Below are 19,382 nucleotides of genomic sequence, written 5' to 3'. Positions count from 1 at the left end.
CCGACCGGGTCAGGCGGCCGGCGGTTGCCAGCCGACGTGGTGGGCCATCCCCACGGCGGCCAGCTGGGACGACACCTCGAGCTTGGCGAGGATCGACTTCACCTGGGTCCGCACCGTCGCCTCGGACACCACGCTGTGCGCGGCGATGTCGTGGACGGTGCAGCCGCGCATGAGACGACCCAGGACCTGTGACTCGCGGGCGGTGAGCAACGAGAGCCGGGTCATCGTCTCGGCCAGCTCCGAGCGTCCCTGGTGCCAGGCGCGCAGGAGGCCCTCCCGCTCCTCGTAGGTCATGACCGGCTTGCCCTCGTTGATTCTCCTGGCGGTCGCCAGGATGCTGCTGAGCGGTTGTCCCTTGGACAGCACGGCTCGCGCCCCGTTCCTGACCGCCTCCCCCCACCGGGCGCGGTCGGTGGACGCGGTCACCACCACCACGTTGACGCCGACCTTGGCCAGCGGCGCGATGAGCCGTACTCCGTCCCCGAACCGGCCCAGGTCCAGGTCGAGGAGCACGATCCTCGGGCGCAGCCGGACGATCGACGACAGCATCGTGCCCGGCGCGTTGGGGTGGTCCGGGACGGGGATACGACGCACGTCGTATCCCTCGACAGACAGCACGAGCTCCAGCGACTCGGCGAAGAGCATGTGGTCCTCGACGATCAGGATGCGCAGCTGAGCCCGAGCGCTCCGCGGGCGTGTGTCGTGCGCTGCCATGGTCATGCCTCGCGCCCTGGCAGGGCGCCCGAGCACGCACCCGCGCGTGCGGTGTCGCACGCGTGAGTAGGCGCGCTCGAAGCACGCAACTGTGTCATTGGTCGTACCCCCCAGGACGAACCACCCCAACAGGCGATCGAAGGACCCCCGCCCTCGACAGCCCCGATCCTCCGGACCGACTCGTCTTCGAATGTGGAATTTAGCGTGTCTGGGGCGCATACCGCATCAGGTGGACCCTTTACCGCATATTGATGACGGGAGCCGGCGGCGCGCCGCGCACGGAGTGCCCGATCCAGGGGCGTCCCCAATAGTGGGGGCCCGCTCCGCCCAACCGGGCTGGTGCCGGCGCCAGCGGCCAGGATTCAGCCCGACGCATCAGCGTGCGTGGGACATGACAGGGGTCGGATGGCTGGGTCAGTGCTGTCAGTTCGACCGGCCGTCGTCGTTGCTGCGGAGCACTCACTGGTCGCCGAGACTGTCGCCGCGGGTCTCTCCGGGCGAGGCGTGGCTGCCACGACGTTGAGGTGGCCCACCGATCCCCGGGCCGGAGGGGACCTCCCCGGATCACCCTCCGGTCTGGTCGGTCTCCTGATCACCGGTCTGGACAGCTGGACGAGCCTGCACGCGACCCGGCGGCTGATCGCCGATGAGCCGCTCGCCTGGGTGGTGGTGACCAGCGCGTCCGAGGGACCGATGTGGGGGGCGGCGCTGGACGCCGGTGCTCGCGTGGTCCTCCCCAGCAGCGTGCGCCTCGCAGCGGTGTGCCGGACGCTGGCGTCGGCCTCGCGGGGGACGGTGCGGCCGTTCGCGGGCAGGCGAGCCCTCCTCATCGGCTCGTGGTCGCAGCTGCTCGCACGGCAGGAGGAGCTCTGCCTCCGAGTCGGCTCCCTGACACCGCGCGAGCACGAGGTGCTGAGCATGCTGCACGCGGGGGACGGCATCAGCCGGATCGCTCAGCTGCTGGGGATCTCCCCCGTCACCGTCCGCAGCCAGGTGAAGGGCGTCCTGCGCAAGCTCGAGGTGAAGAGCCAGCTCGGCGCCGTGGCCGCGCTCGACGACCTGCTCGCGCTCGGGGCCTGCCCGGGGTACCCGGGCACCCGCGGCGCGGGAGCAGAGCTGTCCCCCAATTGAGGTATGTCGGGGTCGCCGGTCGCGACCGGGAGAGCGCGGCCAGGGAGCATCTCGGGTGATGGACGCCTTGCGACTTCCCGCGGGACCCCTCGACGTGCTCTGCGTCGGGGCCCATCCCGACGACGTCGAGATCGGCTGCGGCGGGACCCTGCTCCGGCTGGCGGAGCGGCTCGACCTGCGACTGACGGTGGCCGTCCTCACGGGGACCCCGGACCGGGTCAGCGAGTCGACCGCCGCACTCCAGGACTTCGTCCCGGGCGTCAAGACCCACTTCGCGGAGTTCCCGGACGGTCGGCTCCCCAGCCACTGGGAGGCCGCCAAGGAGTACCTCGAGGACCTCGCCCGGCACTGCCGGCCGGGGCTGGTGCTGACCCACCGCGTCGACGACGCCCACCAGGACCACCGCACGGTGGGAAAGATGGTGACGACGGTGTGGCGGGACGCGGTGGTGATGCACTTCGAGATCCCGAAGTGGGACGGGGACATGGGATCTCCCTCGCACTACGTCGGGCTCACCCGTGACACCGCCCTGCGCAAGGTGGCGCTGCTCGACCGGCACTTCCCCAGCCAGCGCACCCACGACTGGTGGGACGACGAGGTGTTCCTCGGGCTCATGCGGCTGCGCGGCATGGAGTGCCGCCAGCCCTACGCGGAGGCCTTCTACGTGGCCAAGGCCTTGCTGGAGGTGTGAGCCGCATGCGCGTCGAGACCACCGACCTCTGCGACGTGCTCGTGTTCCGGCCCGTGCCCCACCGCGACGAGCGCGGCTTCTTCAGCCGTACCTTCGACGCCGAGGTGGCCACGGCACACGGGCTCGACCCGGCGTCGTACGTCCAGGACTCCCAGTCGCGATCGACGTGCGGGACGTTGCGTGGCCTGCACGGCCGCAGGGGGGCCGGCGAGGCCAAGCTGGTCCGATGCGCCCGCGGCGCGATCCTCGACGTGGTCGTCGACGCCCGCCCAGCATCACCGACGTTCGGACGGCACCAGGCGTTCCGGCTCGACGACGACGAGCTGTGCATGCTGCACGTGCCGCGGGGCTTCCTGCACGGGTTCCAGGTCCTCACCGAGGTCGCCGACATCTGCTACCGGATCGACCGGCCGCACGACCCCGCGGAGGACGTCTCGGTGCGGTACGACGACCCGGACCTGGCCATCGACTGGCCACTCCCGGTGGACGTGCTCAGCCCGCGGGACCAGGCCGCCGGCAGCTGGCTCGACCTCACGGCCGAGCATGTCGGCTGAGGAGCCGCACCGCTGCCGGGGGTGCGGCTCCGTGGACGGCGAGGTCGTCCTCGACCTCGGCGAGCAGCCGGCCGCCGACCACTTCCCGCTCGCCTCCGACCCAGGGCCGGACCCGCGCCACCCGTTGGCGATGTGGTGGTGCGGGAATTGCGGCCTGGCGCAGCTGATGACCGACGCGTCGGTTCCCGATGAACCACGCGCAGTCGAGCCGCGCGCCGCCGTCCAGCAGGCTCGCGACGCCGTGGACGAGCTCGTCGGGGCCGGCCTGCTGACCGCGGACGAGTACGTCGAGTTCCCGAGTCCGCACGGCAGCTCCTGGAGCGACGCGCTGACCGCCCGCGGCTTCCGTCCGGCGACCGGGACGAGCGCCCCTGTGGTGGTCGACGTGTACGGGCTGATGCACGACCGGGACCAGGCGGCCGCGTTGCGGAAACGCGCGGATGCCCTGACCGACGACGGGACCCTCGTCCTGCAGTTCCCCAGCCTCGCCGCCACCCTGGGGAACCTGGAGTGGAACGCGCTGCGCCACGGCCACTTCGCCTACCACAGCGTCCCGGCCGCGCGGCGGTTGCTGGCCGACGTGGGGCTGTCCGTCTTCGCGGCCCGTAGCTACGGGCTGTACGGCGGGTCGGTCCTGCTGCTCGCCTCCCGCACGGGGGAGGGCCCGGAGGCCGAGACCGCGGCGGTCGAGGCGCTGCAGCGTGCCGAGCTCGTCGCGGGCGTGCTGGACCCCGTCGCCATCTCCGGCCTGGCGGCCGCCGTCGACAGCGACGTGGGTCGGCTGCGCCGATGGGTGGACGCCCAGGGCGGCGCGGCGTGGCTCTACGGCGCCGGGTCCCGCGCGGTCGCCGTCCTGGCCGCGGCGGACCTGCCGCCCGGTGCCGTCGCCGGCATCGCGGACGCCGCTCCGGCCAAGCAGGGGCGGCGGATGCCTGGCACGGCCATCACGATCACCTCGCCCGAGGACTTGCTGGCCGCGCGTCCGACCCAGGTCCTGCTGATGCTGCCGGACCTGCTGGACGAGCTGCGCGACGCCTGGCCGTCCCTGGCGGACGCGTGGGTGGTGTACGGCGACCACTGACCGACCAGCCCCCCGCCGGTCAGCCAGGGTCGCCGTACGTCAGAAGACCTCCAGCTTCGGAAGTGGGACCACGAGCTTCGCGCCCCACTCCCGCGTGTAGGCCAGCTGGGCGGAGATCTCCTCGCGCAGGTTCCAAGGGAGGACGAGGATGTAGTCGGGCCGTGTCTCGGCCAGCTTCTCCGGTGCGTGGATCGGGATGTGCGTGCCGGGCAGGTACATGCCCTGCTTGAAGGTGCTCCGGTCGACCGTGTAGGCCAGCAGGTCCTCGCGGACCCCGGCGTGATTGAGGAGAGTGTTCCCCTTCCCCGGGGCGCCGTACCCCACGACCGACCGGCCCTCGCGGCGGGCCGAGATCAGGAACTCGACGAGGTCGTCGCGAGCAGCGCTCACCACCTCCGCGAACCCGGAGTGGCCCTCGACGGTGTCCAGCCCGGCCGCGCGTTCGTCCTCGAGCACCTTGGCGACCCGCTCGCTGGGCTCGATGTCGAGCCCGACCGGCATCGACCAGGTCCGCAGCGAGCCGCCGTGGGTGGGAAGCTCCTCCACGTCGACGACCGACAGCCCCGCCTCGGCCAGCACCCGCTGGGTCGTGTGCAGCGAGAGGTAGGAGTAGTGCTCGTGGTAGATCGTGTCGTAGAGCCGGTCCTCGATCAGCCGCAGCAGGTGCGGGATCTCGATGGTCAGTGTGCCGTCGTCCTTCAGCAGGGCGCGCAGCCCCCGGGCGAAGTCGACGATGTCGGGGACGTGCGCGAAGACGTTGTTGGCGACCACCAGGTCGGCCCGGCCGTGCTTGTCGGCGACGGCGGTCCCCGTCGCCTCTCCCAGGAACTCGGACACGGTGTCGATGCCGGAGGCGCGGGCCACTTCCGCGATGTTCGCGGCCGGCTCGATGCCGAGGCAACGGATGCCGAGGTTGCGGACGTGCTGCAGCAGGTACCCGTCGTTGCTGGCGACCTCGACCACGAAGGAGTTCTGGTCGAGGCCGAGGCGAACGACCGCGGACTGCACGTAGCGCTTCGCGTGCGCCACCCAGGAGTCTGAGTAGGAGGAGAAGTAGGCGTAGTGGCTGAAGATGTCCTCGCCCGCCAGGTACGCCGGCAGCTGGACGAGCAGGCAGGTCGAGCAGACCCGCACGTGCAGTGGGTAGAACGTCTCGCCGCGGTCCAGTCCGTCTGCCTCCACGTAGCTCTCGCACGGAGGCGACATCCCGAGATCGACGAACGTCTGCGCCAGGTCGCTGCCACACAGGCGGCACTTCGGGGAGCTCACGACGGCATCGTCGCGACGCTTCGTCCCACTGCCGGCGCTTTGCCCCGCGACGTACCCGGAATGAGGGACACGCCGGCGATCGTGGGTCGGGCCGGGCGCCTGATGACCCTCCCCAATCTGAGGTATCCGCACCGCGCGCGCCGCCTGCCGCCGGGACGGTCCGGTGTGATCGGACCGGTGATCGTTCCGAGACGGGCGCGGCGCCGTACCCCCGAGAGGAAGGTTCGGTCGATGCGTGTTCTCGTCGCCGGTGACCGCGGCTACATCGGCGCGGTTCTGGTGCCGCTGTTCATGGCGGCCGGTCACGAGGTCGTCGGCCTGGACGCCGGCTGGTACGACGGGTGCGACTTCGGCCCGCAGCCGCGGGGATACGTGTCGCGCACCGGTGACATCCGCGACCAGCGACCGGCGGACCTGGTGGGTTTCGACGCCGTCGTGAACCTGGCCGCCATCTCCAACGACCCGGTGGGGCACCTCAACCCGGACGCGACCTACTCGGTCAACGACCACGGTGCTGCCCACCTGGCGCGGGTGGCGCGTGACGCGGGCGTGACCCGCTACCTGTTCTCCTCATCCTGCAGCCTGTACGGCGACGCCGGGGACGATGCCGTCACCGAGAAGAGCGACTTCCACCCCGTCACGCCGTACGGCGTGAGCAAGGCGATGGCCGAACAGCGGATCCACGCGTTCGCCGACAGCCACTTCAGCCCGACCTACCTGCGCAACGCCACGGCGTACGGGTCGAGCCCGCGACTGCGTGCGGACATCGTGGTCAACAACCTGACCGGCCTTGCCCTGACGCGCGGCGAGGTGCGGCTCCAGAGCGACGGGCTGCCCTGGCGCCCGCTCGTGCACGTCGAGGACATCGCCCGCGCGTTCCTGGCCGTGCTGTCGGCCGACCGTGATGTCGTGCACGACCAGGCCTTCAACGTCGGGCGCGACGAGGACGTCGTCCAGGTCCGGACCGTCGCCGAGCTGGTGTCGGAACGTACGGGCGCGCCCGTCACGTTCGCCGAGGGCGCGTCGCCGGACACCCGCAACTACCGGGTCGACTTCGGCAAGATCCAAAGTCTGGTCCCCGCCTTCCAACCGGCCTGGACCGTCTCGGCCGGCGTCGACGAGCTCGTGCGTGACATGCACCGCCACGGCCTCACGGCCCAGGAGTTCGAGCACACCTTCGTGAGGCTGGAGCGGATCAACCGCCTCCAGTCCGAGGGGCTGCTGGACGAGCACCTGCGTCGTTCCCACGACGGGGCCGGCCTCCACGGAGCCGTGGCCGCGAACCAGTAGCGCCGCGCGTGAGAGGGGCATGACGACGTGTGTGGCATCGCTGGCACGTACCAGCAGGCCGAGGGCAAGCTGATCACCTCGGTCATGGTGGAGCGCCTCGCGCATCGGGGACCCGACGCGTCCTCGGTCCTGGAGAGCGTCAACCCCCGCGCGAGCGTCGTGCTCGGCCACCTGAGGCTCTCGATCATCGACCTGTCGGCGGCCGCGGACGGACCGTTCACCAAGAACGGCCTGACGATCTCCTACAACGGCGAGCTCTACAACTACCGCGAGCTGCGGGCTGAGCTCCAACGGACCGGGGTCGGGTTCGTGACGACGTCGGACACCGAGGTCGTCCTCGAGGCGTGGCGCGCGTGGGGGCCGGGGTGTCTCGAGCGGTTCCGGGGGATGTTCGCGTTCGCGGTCCACGACATCGCCACCGACGAGCTGGCCCTGGCCCGGGACCCCCTCGGGATCAAGCCGCTGTACGTGATGCGCAGAGGTGCGGGGATCGTGTTCGCCTCCGAGCTGAAGGCGATCGTGGCGGCGGTCGGCCACGAGCTGTCGATCGACCCGCTCGCCCTGGCCGCCTCCGCGTTGTACTACTGGCTGCCCGAGCAGGTGTGCGCCGTCCGGGGCGTGTCCAAGCACCCGGCCGGGACGTGGACCGTCTACCGCCCCGACGGCACGAGCGAGAGTGGCACCTACTGGGACCCCGCCGAGGTGTCGGCGAGGGCGGCACGCGGCGAGCCCCGCGACCTCCGGCGGGTCGTCGAGGAGTCCGTCGAGGCGCACCTCGTGTCGGACGTGCCGGTGGCGTCGTTCCTCAGCGGGGGGCTCGACTCCAGCCTCGTCACGGCGATCGCGCACCGTCACACCCCGGGCATCGAGGCCTACTCGATCGCTTTCCGGGGTGAGGACCAGCGCCTGGAGGCCATGCCCGACGACGCCCGGTACGCGCGCGTGATGGCCCAGCACCTCGGGATCCGCCTGCACGAGATCGAGATCGCGCCGGACGTGGTCGACATGCTGCCGCGCGTGGTCGACGTGCTCGACGAGCCGATCGGCGACCCGGCCGCGATCAACACCCTCCTCATGTGCGAGAGCGCCCGTGCCGCCGGAGTGAAGGTGCTGCTGTCCGGGATGGGCGCCGACGAGCTGTTCGGCGGGTACCGCAAGCACCTGGCCTGCCTGCTCGCCCTCCGGTACCAGCGGGTCCCGCGGCCCGCGCGCCGCGGGGTCGCGGGCGTGGTCAACCGGCTGCCGGTGGTCGCGGGGCGCCGGGGACTCCGCACGGTCCGGTGGGCCCAGCGATTCCTGTCCTTCGCCGAGCTCGGCGAGGAGGAGGCCTTCCGTCGCAGCTACACGATGTTCGCCCCGGACGAGCTCGCCGGGCTGCTGGACCCGTCGTATGGCCGGCAGGTCGACCGGTTGGTCGAGGGTCATCGGGAGATCTACACCGACAACGACCTGGACGGCCCGACGGCGCGGATGTGCCTGGCAGACAGCCGGCTGTTCCTGCCCGGTCTCAACCTGGCCTACACCGACCGCTCCAGCATGGCGGCGTCGTGTGAGGTCCGGGTGCCCTTCGTCGACACGCAGGTCTTCGAGGCGGCGTTCTCGCTGCCCGAGGACGACCGGATCCGGGGCCGCACCCAGAAGGCGGCGTTGCGCGACGTGGCGCGGCACTGGCTGCCGGACGAGATCATCGACCGGCCCAAGGCGTCCTTCGGCGTCCCGTTGCGGGCCTGGGTCAACAACGACCTGTCCGGGCTCGTCGACGACGTGCTGCTCGGCGGGGAGCTGGTCGCGAGCGGTGTCCTGCAACGGCAGCCGTTGGAGCGGCTGGTCGCCGACCAGCGCTCCGGGCGACGGGACTTCTCCAAGCAGGTGTGGCAGCTGTTGAGCCTGGAGGTCTGGTACGAGCAGGCCCGGGCGGCCGGCGTGCGAACGGCGTAGCGGAACGTGTCGGGGGGACGATGAAGCAGGTTGCGCAGAACTACAAGTCGGGCGAGCTGGTGGTGCTCGACGCGCCCGCGCCGGCGTGCCGGCCGGGCGGCGTGCTGGTGCGCAGCCTGTTCTCGCTGATCTCCACGGGGACCGAGCTGATGAAGGTCTCCGAGGCCCGGCTCTCCCTGGTCGGCAAGGCACGCGCCCGGCCCGACCAGGTCAAGAAGCTGCTCGACGCCGTGGCCCAGCAGGGGCCCCTGGCGGCGTACCAGAAGGCGATGAGCAAGCTCGACAGCTACACGCCGCTGGGCTACTCCCTGTGCGGCGTCGTGGTCGAGGTGGGCGAGGGTGTCGACCAGCTCTCCGTCGGGGACGTCGTCGCCGCCGCCGGCAACGAGTTCGCCCTGCACGCCGAGCTGAACTGGGTCCCGGTGAACCTGTGCGCGCGGGTTCCGGACGGCGTCCTCCCGGAGCACGCCGCGTTCGCGACGGTCGGCGCCATCGCCATGCAGGGCGTGCGCCGCGCCGAGCCCCAGCTGGGCGAGGTGGCCTGCGTGATCGGTCTCGGTCTGGTCGGTCAGCTCGTCGTCCGGCTGCTGGTCGCCGCCGGGGTCAAGGTCGTCGGCCTCGACGGCGTGGAGGCGCGGTGCCGCCTGGCCGAGAAGGCCGGGGCGCTTGCCTGCGCGAGCCCGACGCCGGAAGGCGTGTCCCTGGTGGAGACCGTCGCCCTTGACGCCAGCGAGGGGCTCGGCTGCGACCACGTCCTCCTGGCCGCCGGCGGCCCGTCCAACCAACCGGTCGAGGTCGCAGCACGGCTCGCCCGGGACCGGGGCCGGGTGGTCGACATCGGGAAGACGCGCCTGGACCTGCCCTGGAACGCCTACTACGAGAAGGAGCTCGACGTCCGCTTCTCGCGGTCCTACGGACCCGGGCGCTACGACGACCGCTACGAGCTGGAGGGCGTCGACTACCCCGCCGGCTACGTCCGGTGGACCGAGCGCAGGAACCTCTCGTCGTTCCTCGACCTGGTCGCGGGTGGCCAGCTGGACGTGGCCACCCTGGTCTCCAGCGTGCACCCCATCGACGAGGCCGCCGACGTCTACGCCCGCCTGCGGGAGGGCACGCTGGAGGGGATCGGGCACCTCCTGCACTACCCCGGCTCCGAGCTGGCGGCGGTGCAGGCAGCGCGGCCCGGCAGCACGTCCCGCGTGCCGCGGGCGGCCTACACCGCGGGTGCGCGGATCGGGACCGGCGGGAAGGTCGGCGTCGGTCTCATCGGGGCCGGCAGCTACGCCACGTCCATGTTGCTGCCCCACCTGGCCGCGCACGACGTCGTCGACCTCGTCTCCGTGGCCACCACCCGGTCGCTCTCCGCGGTCAACGCCCAGCGCAAGTTCGGCTTCCAGCGGGCGAGCACGCACGCCGACGACGTCCTCTCCGACCCGGCCGTGCACGCGGTGTTCGTGGTGACCCGCCACCGCTCGCACGCCGACTGGGTGTGCCGCGCGCTCGAGGCCGGCAAGGCCGTGTTCGTGGAGAAGCCGCTGGCGCTCGACGAGGCGCAGGTGCAGCAGGTCCTGGACACGGTCGTCCGCACCGGCAACGACCGGCTGCTGGTCGGGTTCAACCGCCGGTTCGCGCCGATGGTCGACGAGCTGGCCGCGCACCTCCGCCGTCTGCGGGGGCCGCTGGCGGTCCGCTACCTGGTCAACGCGGGGCGGTTGGACGCCACGAGCTGGTACCTGGACTCCGCCGAGGGGTCACGCTTCGTCGGCGAGGGCGGCCACTTCATCGACACGGTGTCGGCACTGGTCGGCTCCGACCCGGTGGACCTGCATGCCGCCGTCCACGGGGAGGATGTCAGTGCCCTGCTCGCCTACCCGGACGGCTCGACGGGCTCGATCACCTACGTCACGACCGGGAGCGCCCGCTTCCCCAAGGAGGTCCTCGACGTCTCCGGAGCGGGCGCCAACGCCCGCCTGGACAACTTCCGGAGGCTGTCCGTCTGGGGACGGGGTCGGGTGACCACCAAGCGCGCGATGAGCGCCGACAAGGGGCAGCGTCGCCAGGTCGCCGCGTTCGTGGAGGCCGTGGCCCAGGGACGTGAGATGCCCATCAGCCTGGACTCCCTCGTCGCGACGACCCGCGCCACCCTGGCGATCGGGCACGGCGCCTGCGAGCAGGAGCCGGTCTCGCGATGAGCCGTGAACTGGGCTGGTACCTCAGACGACTCCGGCGGATGTCTGCCAGCGAGGTGGCCGGCAGGGCACTCGACGTCGCACGTCGACACGCGTGGGCGGACCGTCAGGTGCACGCCGGTGACGACCCCGGGTCCGTCCCGGGTCTCCGGACGACCCGTCCCGGGCCGGCCGCCCTGCCCGCCGGGACCAGGGAGGGGCTCCCGGCGGAGGTCTGCCTGGAGGTCGTCGCGTCCGCGGACCGGTTGCTGGCGGGTGACTGGCGCGTGCTCGGTGTCACCCGATCCGACATCGCGGCGCCGGACTGGTTCCTGGACCCGGTGACCGGGCTACGGGCTCCCGACGACGCCCTGGCCTTCGGCATCGACCATCGGGACGAGGCGGTCACCGGCAACGTCAAGGCCGTGTGGGAGCTCTCCCGTCACCACCACCTCACGGTGCTCGCTGCGGCGTACTGGCTGACCGACGACGAGCGGTACGCCGAGGTGGTCGACGACCAGCTGCGCTCCTGGTGGGACGCGAACCCGTTCTTGACCGGTGTCCACTGGACCAGCGGGATCGAGCTCGGCGTCCGCTTGGTCTCCTGGGCCTGGGTGCGACGGCTGCTCGACGGCTGGCCCAAGGTCGGCGACCTGTTCGAGACCAACGACGTCGCACTCCGCCAGATCTGGTGGCACCAGCAGTACCTCGACCGATTCCCCAGCCGCGGCTCCTCTGCCAACAACCACGCGGTCGCCGAGCAGGCCGGCCGTGTCGTCGCGGCGTGCGCCTTCCCCTGGTACGCCGAGTCGGACGGATGGCGCCATGACGCCGCCGCCAGGCTCACTCATCACTTCCTGGAGAACACCTGGACCGACGGCCTGAACCGCGAGCTGGCCACCGACTACCACCGCTTCGTCACCGAGCTGGTCACCGTCGCGGCGGTCGAGGCGGCCACGACGGGGGACGATCTCCCACCAGAGGTCTGGGACAGGCTGGCGGGTGGCTTCGACGCGGCGGCTGCGATGCTCGACGTGGCAGGGAGGCCACCGCGCCAGGGGGACGGGGACGAAGGTCGCGCACTGGTCGTCGACGACCCAGACGAGGCCCCGTGGACCGGGCTGCTCGGCTGGGGGGCCTCGGTCGTCGGGTCCCGGCCGTGGTGGCCGCAGGACAGGCCAACCGTCGTGGCAGCCGCGCTCAGCGGCCTGCTCGGGGCACCACGAACGGTTGCGAACCGCGCCCCCACCAGGCCGCGCTCGTTCGCCGGCGCCGGGATGACGATCCTGTCCACAGACGTCGGCGAGGCACGTGAGATCTGGTGCCGTTGCGACGGAGGACCTCTCGGTTTCCTGTCCATTGCGGCGCACGGGCACGCCGACGCCCTCTCCGTCGAGGTCCGGCACGACGGGGTGGAGGTCCTCGTCGACCCGGGCACGTACTGCTACCACGGTGAGCCGCAGTGGCGGAGCTACTTCCGGTCCACGCGGGCCCACAACACCCTCGAGCTGGACGGGACGTCGCAGGCCCGCGAGGGCGGCCCGTTCCTGTGGAGCACGGCCGTGCCCGTCGACCCCGTGGTCCAGGGGGGCCTCGACGCCGACACCGCGACCTGGACGGCGCGGCACCGGGGGTACGAGCGGCTCGAGGGCTCGCCGGTCCACGAGCGGGCGGTGCGGCTGGACAAGCTCGCGCACCGGCTGGTCATCGAGGACCGGGTCCGCACGGGCACCGGGCACGAGGTGCGGCTCCACTTCCACCTGGGCCCGGCCGTGGCCGTCGCGCTCGACGGGGCGCGGGCCGAGCTCACCTGGACCGGTCGGGACGGCGTGTCCCGCCACGCACTGCTGTCGCTGCCGGACTCCCTGCGTTGGTCGACCCATCGAGGGGAGACCGACCCGGTCCTCGGGTGGTACTCCCCGCGCTTCGGCGTGCGGCAACCGACCACGACCCTGCGTGGAGTGGCCACCCTCTCCGGCCACCCGCTCGTCACGACGCTGGACTTCGACGTCCTCGGGAGGCGTTGATGGCTGAGCTGCTCGACGTCCGGTCGGTGATCTCGCTGGTACGCCGCCGGCTGCGCCTGCTCGCGGTCATCGCCCTCCTGGGGCTCCTGCTGGGCCTTGGCCTGGTGACGTGGCACCCGCCGCTCTACACGAGCACCAGCAAGGTCCTGCTCCCGGACCGTCCGGTGCAGGCCAACGGTGAGCGTGCCACCTGGGACGCGAGCACGCAGGTGAGCATCGCGGAGAGCGACGCCGTCCTGGGTCCGGCGGCCAGGGCGGTGTCACCCACCCTGTCGCGCAGCGAGATCCGCAGCCGGGTCCGGGTGAGCGCTCCGACGCCCGACGTGGTCTCCATCAGCGCCCGCGGTACGTCGAGTGCAGCGGCCGTGGCACTCGCACAGGCGGTGGCCGAGTCCGAGGTCGCCTACCAGGCGGAGGTGACGAGCTCGTTGTCAGCGGCCGAGCTGTCCGCCCTGCGGGACCGCCGCGACGCCCTCCAGCGCACCCAGGACGCCGTCGACGACCAGATCGTGGCGACGCAGGAGCGCATCTCGGGCGAGAACCCCTCGTCGGCCATCGGACGTCGCGACGCGAGCGCGCTGACCCAGCTGACCGCCCAGCAGACCGACCTCGTCCTGCAGATCAACGAGCTCGAGACCAAGATGGGCAAGGCGACCGGCGCGGCCGGTGCGCGCATCATCGAGAAGGCGACGTTCGCGGAACGTCCGGACCTGCTGCTCTGGTACATCGCTGCCGGCCTGGGGATGGCTCTGCTCGCCGCCACGATCGCGGTCGTGGTGATGGTCAACGTGGCGCGCCGCGACACCAAGCTCGGAACACGGGACGAGATCGCCGACGCCGTCGGGAGTGAGGTGATCGCCTCGCTGCGCAGCCACGTCCCCCGCAGCGTGGCCGCGTGGAGGTCGCTGCTGGGCAGCTACGACCCGAGCGTCGCCGAGGGGTGGAACGTCCGGCTGGCGCTGGCCGGCCTCGGGCTGGAGAACCTCGCCATGGGACGGTCCGAGAACGACCGTGAGGTGTCGACCGAACGCCACCTGCTCTGCGTGGTGAGCCTGCAGGACGACGTGCGAGCCCTGTCGGTGGGGCCGCAGATCGCGTCGTACGCCGCGTCGATCGGGATCTCGACGCGGTTGGTCCCCGAGCAGGGTGACTCGACCGCCGCCCTCTGGGCGGCCTGCTCGACCCCGGGCAGCGAGGAGCAGGTCCGACCGCACCTCAGGGTCGCGTCCCGGCGACGGACCAAGCACCCGGCCGAGCTGACGGTGATCGTCGCGGTGCTGGACCGCCGGGCGCCCCGGATGCCTCGCCTGGAGCGGACGGCCACCGTGGTGATGGCCGTCTCCGCCCGCTCCGCCTCCTCCGAGGACCTGGCGCGGACGGCCGTCGTCGCCTACGAGTCGGGCTTCCGCATCTCGGGGGTGCTGGTCGCCGATCCCGACCCCTTCGACAAGACGGCGGGAAGGCTGCTGCCGCACGAGCGTTCGCAGCAGCACCCGCTGCCCTCGCGGGCCGGCGGCCCGAGACCGGTCTCGTTGCGTGAGTCGTCGTGGACCGGGGGAGCGTCGTGAGCGCGGCGTGGCGCGTCGAGGACGACGTCGTCGGAGTCCGGGAGAGCGACCTCGCGCCCGCCGGTGGGACGGTGAGCCTGGCGTTCATCCGCGGCACCCTCCGTCGCCTGTGGTACGTCTGGGCGGGCAGCACGCTGGTGGGTGCGGCCCTCGCCGGGGGGTGGCTCGCGGTGGTCCCGCCCCAGAGCGTCGGTTCCGTGACCCTGTTGCTGGCCCACGATCCCGGGACGGACGCCGAGTCGGCCATGGCCACCGACGTCCGGCTGCTCAAGACGCGCACCGTCGCCCTGCAGCTGGGCGAGGCGCTCGGCGTGGACACGCCTCCCGACGACCTCCAGGACACCATCGTGGCCCAGGCGGCGACGCCCAGCGTGCTGCAGGTGGACATCCAGGGCTCCGACCAGGACGACGCCGTACGCCGGGCGCGCCTGCTCGCCGAGACCTACCTGGCCTACCGGCGCGAGCAGCTCACGCAGCAGTCCGACGACGTCACGCAGGCGTCGCGCGACCGCGTCGACGCGCTGCAGAGCCAGGTCGACGCGCTCACCCGGCAGTACGACGCCATCACCGCCCGGGGCGGCAGCGCGGAGGAGACCGCCAACGTCCTCGGCCTGAAGGGGCAGCTGATCAGCGAGATCACCCGGCTCCAGAACGACATCGAGACCGAGACGCTCGAGGCGAACGCCGTCGTCGCGGCCAGCCGGGTGCTCGACCAGGCGGCCCTCGAGCCCCAGTCGCCCCTGCGGCGCGCAGTCCTCGTCATGGCGTCGGGGCTCGTCGGCGGCCTCGGGCTGGGGCTCGCGCTGGTCGTCGTGTTCGCCATCACGACCGTCCGGTTGCGCAGCCGGGTCGACGTCGCCACGGCGACGGGCCTGCCGGTGCGGTTCAGTGCCGGCCGGCTGGCCCACCGACGCCGCGCGCGTGCCCGGCCCGGGTCCTCGCTCGACCTGCTCGTCGACGGCCTGGAATCGGCGGTGCCGACACGGGGGAAGGTGCCGCGCCGGCTCGGGCTCGTCACCGTCGACTGCGAGCGAGAAGGGGCCATGGTGCTGGCCGGGCTGGCCCGTCGCCTGGGCTCGACGGGGTCCGTGCTGGCCGTCGACCTCGCCGGGACGGGACGGCTCGCGCACGAGCTGGGCACCACGACACCGGGGGTGAGCGTGACCGCCGGCCCCACCACCGACGCGGTCACCGACGTGCTGCTCGTCCTCGTGCCCTTCGAGGTGGGTCGGGGGCTGGCTCACGTGCGGTCCACGGCCTCGCGGTGCGTCGTGCTCGTCAAGGCGGGTCGGTCCACGCCGGAGCTGCTGAACACCGTGGCCAGGGCCGCGCGCACGGCCGGGCTGGACGTCCAGTTCGTGATGCTCGTCGGCGCCGACGTGCGCGACGCGAGCTTCGGTGGCCGGCCGGACCTGGAGAAGGACCCGCGCCCGCGCTGACGCCGACCGGCCGGAGAGGGAGCAGCGGAAGGGATCAGGGGGGAAGTGCTCAGGCCGAGTGCCGGCCGGCGCCGCTCTCGTTGCGCCAGAGGGCCCACGGGCTGCAGCCGCGGCGGTACAGGTCCTCGAGGTAGGTCCGCTCCTTGAGCGTGTCCATCGGCGCCCAGAACCCGTCATACGGCACGGCGCGCGTCCGGCCGTCCCGGGCGGCCTTGACGCAGCCGTCCATGACGAGGTCGTCGCCCTCGTCGAGGTAGTCGAAGATCCCCTGGCGCAGCACGAAGTAGCCGCCGTTGATGCGGAACGGCAGGTGGCCGGCGGGGACCAGGCCGGTCACGCGGCCCTGCTCGTCGGTCTCGACGACGTGGAAGGAGTCCTGCGGCTTGACCGCGAGGAACTGGGCCACCGCGTCTGTCCGCACGAACTCATCGATGAGGGCGTTCATCGGCGCGTCGGTGAGCACGTCGCCGTAGTTGGCCAGGAAGTACTCGTCGCCCTCGAGGTAGGGCCGGATGCGGCGTAGACGTTCGCCGATGGCGGTGTCCATGCCGGTGTCGACGAAGGTGATCGTCCAGTCGCTGATGTCGGTGCTCAGCATGTCGACGTGCTGGCCTCCCTTGGTCAGCACGAAGTCGTTGGACGTCGTCTCGCGGTAGTCCAGGAAGTAGTCCTTCACCGCCGGCCCGCCGTGGCCGAGGCAGAGGATGAACTCGGTGTGACCGAAGTGCGCGAAGTACCGCATGATGTGCCAGAGCACCGGGCGGCTGCCGATCGGCATCATCGGCTTGGGCAGGGACTGGTTGTCGGCCCGCATCCGCATCCCGAGGCCGCCGCAGAAGAGCACCACCTTCATGACGCGTCCGCCCTCTCCGGGGCGAGCCCCGCGACGTGTTTCCCCACCCGTCCGGGCGCATGTTCCGCCGGACGTGTCACCACGCCGTCGACCAGGTGCAGGACGGGCTCGCCGACCTCCGCCTCGACGGGTACCGGCGTACGGACCCGGCCGGTGAGGTCGTCGTACACGGCGAGGTACGTCGGCGCCTGGTGGTGCCAGGCCAGCGTGGTCTCCACGCGCTGGCGTCCGAGCAGACCCATCACAGCTCGGGAGTCGGGGTGGTCGAGCAGGTCCAGGAGGGCCGCGGCGAAGCCTTGGGATCCGGACGACGGCTCGGCGTACACGGCAGCGTCTCCCGCCGACACCCGGGTCTCGTGGAGGTCGAAGGCGACCACGGGAAGCCCGAAGGCCATGTACTCCATGGTCTTGTTCATCGTCGACACGTCGTTGAGCGGGTTGAGCGGGTCGGGGCACAGGCCGACGTCGGCGGTGGACAGCACGTCGACGACGTACGAGTCCGGCACGCGGCCGGGCAGCTCGACGTACTCCTGGAGGCCCAGCCGGTCGCGCTCTGCAAGGAGCTTGTCGTGACAGTCGCCGCCTCCCATCAGGGTGAAGGCGATGTCGGTGCGCCCGAGCGTGTGCACGATGTGGTCGGCGGCGGCGAGCACCACGTCGACGCCGTCCTGCGGTCCCATCACGCCGAGGTAGGCCGCGAGGTGCGCGCGTCCGCGGCGCTCTGACGGCACGGGGGCGCCCCGGCGCATGACGTCGGGGTCCGGACCGGTCCGCACGACGGTCACGTGCGCGGGCGCCTTGCCGCCGCGGCGCATCGCCACGGCGCGGTAGGAGTCGTTGGTCGAGGTGACGCGGTCGGCGGTCCGGAAGGTGGCACGCTCCAACAGCTTGAGCCCGCGCAGCGCCATCCGCGAACCGTCGGGGAAGCGCGACTCGAACAGCTCGGGGCAGAGGTCGTGGTGGTCGAACACGAAGCGGGAGCCGTCCCGGGACCGGAGCCACATCGCCAGCGGCCAGAAGATGTCCGGCGGGTTGCAGGCCTGGACCACGTCGAAGCGGCCATGCCGGCGGGCTTTCAGCGCCAGGCGCGCCGTGGCCAGGAACGAGTACGCGTACTCGATGACGAAGCCCATGGCGCTCCCGCCCGGCGCGTACGGGCGGTAGGCGTGGATCGTCACCCCGTCCACGACCTGGTAGGCGCCGGTGTCCTTGCCGCGCGGGCACACCACGGTGACGTCGTACCCCGCGTCACGCAGGGTCTGGCACTCCAGCCACACCCGCCGGTCGAAGGGCACCGGCAGGTTCTGGACGATGATCAGGACGCGGGGCCGTTGTCTCACCAGCCGACCCCGCTGTATCCGGGCAGGCGCTCGATCTCGGCGTCGAGCCGGCCGGACAGGTCGATGAGGTGTGCGGGGGAGGCAGTCAGGAGCGCCTCGGTGACCACGATCGCGGACGAGGCGACCAGCACCACCTCGGCCCCCTCGAGCGCTTCCTCGGCCGTGCTGGCGAGCAGAGGGCTCAGGTGGAACCGCGCCTCGACATCGCGCAGGTTGGCGCCCACCAGCTTGTCCGGATTGATGATCGGGTCGTAGATGCGGACGTCGAAGCCCTTGCCGATCAGGCGCTCCGCGAGGTCGACGCTCGGGCTTTCCCGCAGGTCGTCGGTGTCGGCCTTGAAGCTGAGCCCGAGCAGGGCGACCCGGCGCTTGCCCGTCTCGATGACGCGCTCGACGACGTCACGGACGACCATCTCGTTGGTCACGGCGGTCCCGGCCAGCAGGGGCGCGTCGACGCCGTTCACGCGCGCCAGGTGCAGGAGCGAGCGGAGGTCCTTGGGCAGGCAGCTGCCGCCGTAGGCGAAACCTGGTCGCAGGTAGGCCGGGCCGAGGTTCAGCTTGAAGTCCTCGCAGAAGATCTCCATCACTTCGCGCGAGTCCACGCCGGAGGGGTGAAGCACCCTCGCGAGCTCGTTCGCGAACGAGACCTTGGTCGCGTGGAAGGCGTTGCAGGCGTACTTCAGCGACTCGGCCGTCGAGACGGCGACGTGCCGCACCTCCAGGCCCAGGAAGGCGAACAGCTCCGCCATGACGGCCCGGGCCCGGTCGTCGGCGGTGCCGACGACGACGAACGGCGGTCCGAAGAAGTCCTCGACCCCCACGCCCTCGCGCAGGAACTCCGGACACATCGCGGTCCCGACCTCCCAGCCGGGCACCGGGTCGGCGAACACCGGCGCCACGTGCCGCTCGACCGTGCCGGGCGGGACGGTGCTGCGCACCACGACGGCGTGGAAGCCTCCGGCCGGGGGCTCGACCACGTCCATGGCCGCGCGGATCTCGGCGACGACGCGCTCGACGTACCTGAGGTCGGTGCTGCCGTGGATGCCCGACGGCGTCCCCACGCAGATCAGCGACAGCTCGGCGTTCGCTAGGGCCTCGGCCACCGACGTCGTCGCGCGCAGGCTGCCGTTGCGGGCACCGCTGGCCAGGAGCTCGACGATGCCGGGTTCGACCACGGGGCTCTCGCCGACGTTGATGGCGGCGACCTTCGCGGCGTCGACGTCGACGCCGACGACGGAGTGCCCCGCGTGCGCCAGCCCGGCGGCGGTCACGGTGCCGACGTAGCCCAGCCCGAAGACGGCGACCTTCACCGGCACCCC

15 protein-coding genes are annotated in these 19,382 nt (G+C 71.9%); 10 read left to right on the top strand and 5 right to left on the bottom strand.

Features of this window, described 5'->3' with window-relative positions:
- Nucleotides 1-9: 9 nt before the first annotated feature.
- Nucleotides 10-720: a response regulator transcription factor gene (locus ISU07_RS13440; RefSeq protein ID WP_228521832.1), complete on the bottom strand. Its 711-nt coding sequence runs from the start codon at nucleotides 718-720 to the stop codon at nucleotides 10-12.
- 498 nt (nucleotides 721-1,218) lie between these two features.
- Here ISU07_RS13440 and ISU07_RS13435 point away from each other — a divergent pair, with 498 nt between their 5' ends.
- Genes ISU07_RS13435 through ISU07_RS13420 form a run of 4 tightly spaced genes read left to right on the top strand, consistent with a single transcriptional unit; the run spans nucleotide 1,219 to nucleotide 4,171 of the window.
- Entirely contained in the window at nucleotides 1,219-1,845 is a 627-nt protein-coding gene (locus ISU07_RS13435; RefSeq protein WP_194707299.1) for a helix-turn-helix transcriptional regulator, read from the top strand.
- A 58-nt stretch (nucleotides 1,846-1,903) separates the two neighbouring features.
- Nucleotides 1,904-2,536, top strand: coding sequence for a PIG-L deacetylase family protein (locus ISU07_RS13430; protein WP_194707298.1), 633 nt, complete (start codon nucleotides 1,904-1,906; stop codon nucleotides 2,534-2,536).
- Nucleotides 2,537-2,541: 5 nt separating this feature from the next.
- The gene (locus ISU07_RS13425) at nucleotides 2,542-3,090 is read left to right on the top strand and encodes a dTDP-4-dehydrorhamnose 3,5-epimerase family protein (RefSeq protein ID WP_194707297.1); all 549 of its coding nucleotides are present in this window, start codon (nucleotides 2,542-2,544) and stop codon (nucleotides 3,088-3,090) included.
- Nucleotides 3,080-4,171, top strand: coding sequence for a class I SAM-dependent methyltransferase (locus ISU07_RS13420; RefSeq protein ID WP_194707296.1), 1,092 nt, complete (start codon nucleotides 3,080-3,082; stop codon nucleotides 4,169-4,171). Before ISU07_RS13425 ends, ISU07_RS13420 begins: the two co-directional genes overlap by 11 nt.
- A gap of 39 nt (nucleotides 4,172-4,210) precedes the next feature.
- On the opposite strand, the gene ISU07_RS13415 is transcribed toward ISU07_RS13420, so the two are convergent.
- A complete protein-coding gene (locus ISU07_RS13415) occupies nucleotides 4,211-5,440 on the bottom strand; it encodes a methyltransferase domain-containing protein (protein WP_194707295.1) in 1,230 nt (409 codons plus the stop codon).
- A 231-nt stretch (nucleotides 5,441-5,671) separates the two neighbouring features.
- Here ISU07_RS13415 and ISU07_RS13410 point away from each other — a divergent pair, with 231 nt between their 5' ends.
- The 6 genes from ISU07_RS13410 to ISU07_RS13385 are packed head-to-tail and all read left to right on the top strand — an operon-like array spanning nucleotide 5,672 to nucleotide 15,870.
- Nucleotides 5,672-6,730: an NAD-dependent epimerase/dehydratase family protein gene (locus ISU07_RS13410; protein WP_194707294.1), complete on the top strand. Its 1,059-nt coding sequence runs from the start codon at nucleotides 5,672-5,674 to the stop codon at nucleotides 6,728-6,730.
- A gap of 27 nt (nucleotides 6,731-6,757) precedes the next feature.
- Nucleotides 6,758-8,668 carry an asparagine synthase (glutamine-hydrolyzing) gene (gene asnB / locus ISU07_RS13405; RefSeq protein ID WP_194707293.1) on the top strand — a complete coding sequence of 637 codons (1,911 nt, stop codon included), beginning with the start codon at nucleotides 6,758-6,760 and terminating at the stop codon, nucleotides 8,666-8,668.
- Between the two features lie 20 nt (nucleotides 8,669-8,688).
- Nucleotides 8,689-10,860: a bi-domain-containing oxidoreductase gene (locus ISU07_RS13400; protein WP_194707292.1), complete on the top strand. Its 2,172-nt coding sequence runs from the start codon at nucleotides 8,689-8,691 to the stop codon at nucleotides 10,858-10,860.
- Complete coding sequence (locus tag ISU07_RS13395; RefSeq protein WP_194707291.1) at nucleotides 10,857-12,863, top strand: heparinase II/III family protein; 2,007 nt, start codon at nucleotides 10,857-10,859, stop codon at nucleotides 12,861-12,863. The genes ISU07_RS13400 and ISU07_RS13395 overlap by 4 nt, the downstream gene beginning before the upstream one ends.
- Nucleotides 12,863-14,431, top strand: a complete 1,569-nt coding sequence (locus tag ISU07_RS13390; protein WP_194707290.1) for a hypothetical protein — start codon at nucleotides 12,863-12,865, stop codon at nucleotides 14,429-14,431. The genes ISU07_RS13395 and ISU07_RS13390 overlap by 1 nt, the downstream gene beginning before the upstream one ends.
- Complete coding sequence (locus ISU07_RS13385; protein WP_194707289.1) at nucleotides 14,410-15,870, top strand: GumC domain-containing protein; 1,461 nt, start codon at nucleotides 14,410-14,412, stop codon at nucleotides 15,868-15,870. Before ISU07_RS13390 ends, ISU07_RS13385 begins: the two co-directional genes overlap by 22 nt.
- 49 nt (nucleotides 15,871-15,919) lie before the next feature.
- On the opposite strand, the gene ISU07_RS13380 is transcribed toward ISU07_RS13385, so the two are convergent.
- The 3 genes from ISU07_RS13380 to ISU07_RS13370 are packed head-to-tail and all read right to left on the bottom strand — an operon-like array spanning nucleotide 15,920 to nucleotide 19,373.
- A complete protein-coding gene (locus ISU07_RS13380) occupies nucleotides 15,920-16,723 on the bottom strand; it encodes a sugar phosphate nucleotidyltransferase (RefSeq protein WP_194707288.1) in 804 nt (267 codons plus the stop codon).
- Nucleotides 16,720-18,063, bottom strand: a complete 1,344-nt coding sequence (locus tag ISU07_RS13375) for a glycosyltransferase family 4 protein (RefSeq protein ID WP_323742597.1) — start codon at nucleotides 18,061-18,063, stop codon at nucleotides 16,720-16,722. Before ISU07_RS13375 ends, ISU07_RS13380 begins: the two co-directional genes overlap by 4 nt.
- Nucleotides 18,060-19,373 carry a UDP-glucose dehydrogenase family protein gene (locus ISU07_RS13370; RefSeq protein ID WP_194707287.1) on the bottom strand — a complete coding sequence of 438 codons (1,314 nt, stop codon included), beginning with the start codon at nucleotides 19,371-19,373 and terminating at the stop codon, nucleotides 18,060-18,062. Before ISU07_RS13370 ends, ISU07_RS13375 begins: the two co-directional genes overlap by 4 nt.
- Nucleotides 19,374-19,382 lie beyond the last annotated feature (9 nt).

The sequence above is a fragment of the Nocardioides islandensis genome, from assembly GCF_015352455.1.
Classification (GTDB): Bacteria; Actinomycetota; Actinomycetes; order Propionibacteriales; family Nocardioidaceae; genus Nocardioides; species Nocardioides islandensis.
The sequence above is the reverse complement of the archived record's forward strand: the minus strand, read 5'-3'. Positions and strand labels throughout refer to the sequence as shown.

Bases quoted from the DNA above. Each gene is read 5' to 3' on its own strand.
- ISU07_RS13380 (WP_194707288.1), bottom strand. From the start codon at position 16,723: ATGAAGGTGGTGCTCTTCTGCGGCGGCCTCGGGATGCGGATGCGGGCC.
- ISU07_RS13440 (WP_228521832.1), bottom strand. From the start codon at position 720: ATGACCATGGCAGCGCACGACACACGCCCGCGGAGCGCTCGGGCTCAG.
- ISU07_RS13390 (WP_194707290.1), top strand. From the start codon at position 12,863: ATGGCTGAGCTGCTCGACGTCCGGTCGGTGATCTCGCTGGTACGCCGC.
- ISU07_RS13410 (WP_194707294.1), top strand. From the start codon at position 5,672: ATGCGTGTTCTCGTCGCCGGTGACCGCGGCTACATCGGCGCGGTTCTG.
- ISU07_RS13430 (WP_194707298.1), top strand. From the start codon at position 1,904: ATGGACGCCTTGCGACTTCCCGCGGGACCCCTCGACGTGCTCTGCGTC.
- ISU07_RS13400 (WP_194707292.1), top strand. From the start codon at position 8,689: ATGAAGCAGGTTGCGCAGAACTACAAGTCGGGCGAGCTGGTGGTGCTC.
- ISU07_RS13420 (WP_194707296.1), top strand. From the start codon at position 3,080: ATGTCGGCTGAGGAGCCGCACCGCTGCCGGGGGTGCGGCTCCGTGGAC.
- ISU07_RS13395 (WP_194707291.1), top strand. From the start codon at position 10,857: ATGAGCCGTGAACTGGGCTGGTACCTCAGACGACTCCGGCGGATGTCT.
- ISU07_RS13425 (WP_194707297.1), top strand. From the start codon at position 2,542: ATGCGCGTCGAGACCACCGACCTCTGCGACGTGCTCGTGTTCCGGCCC.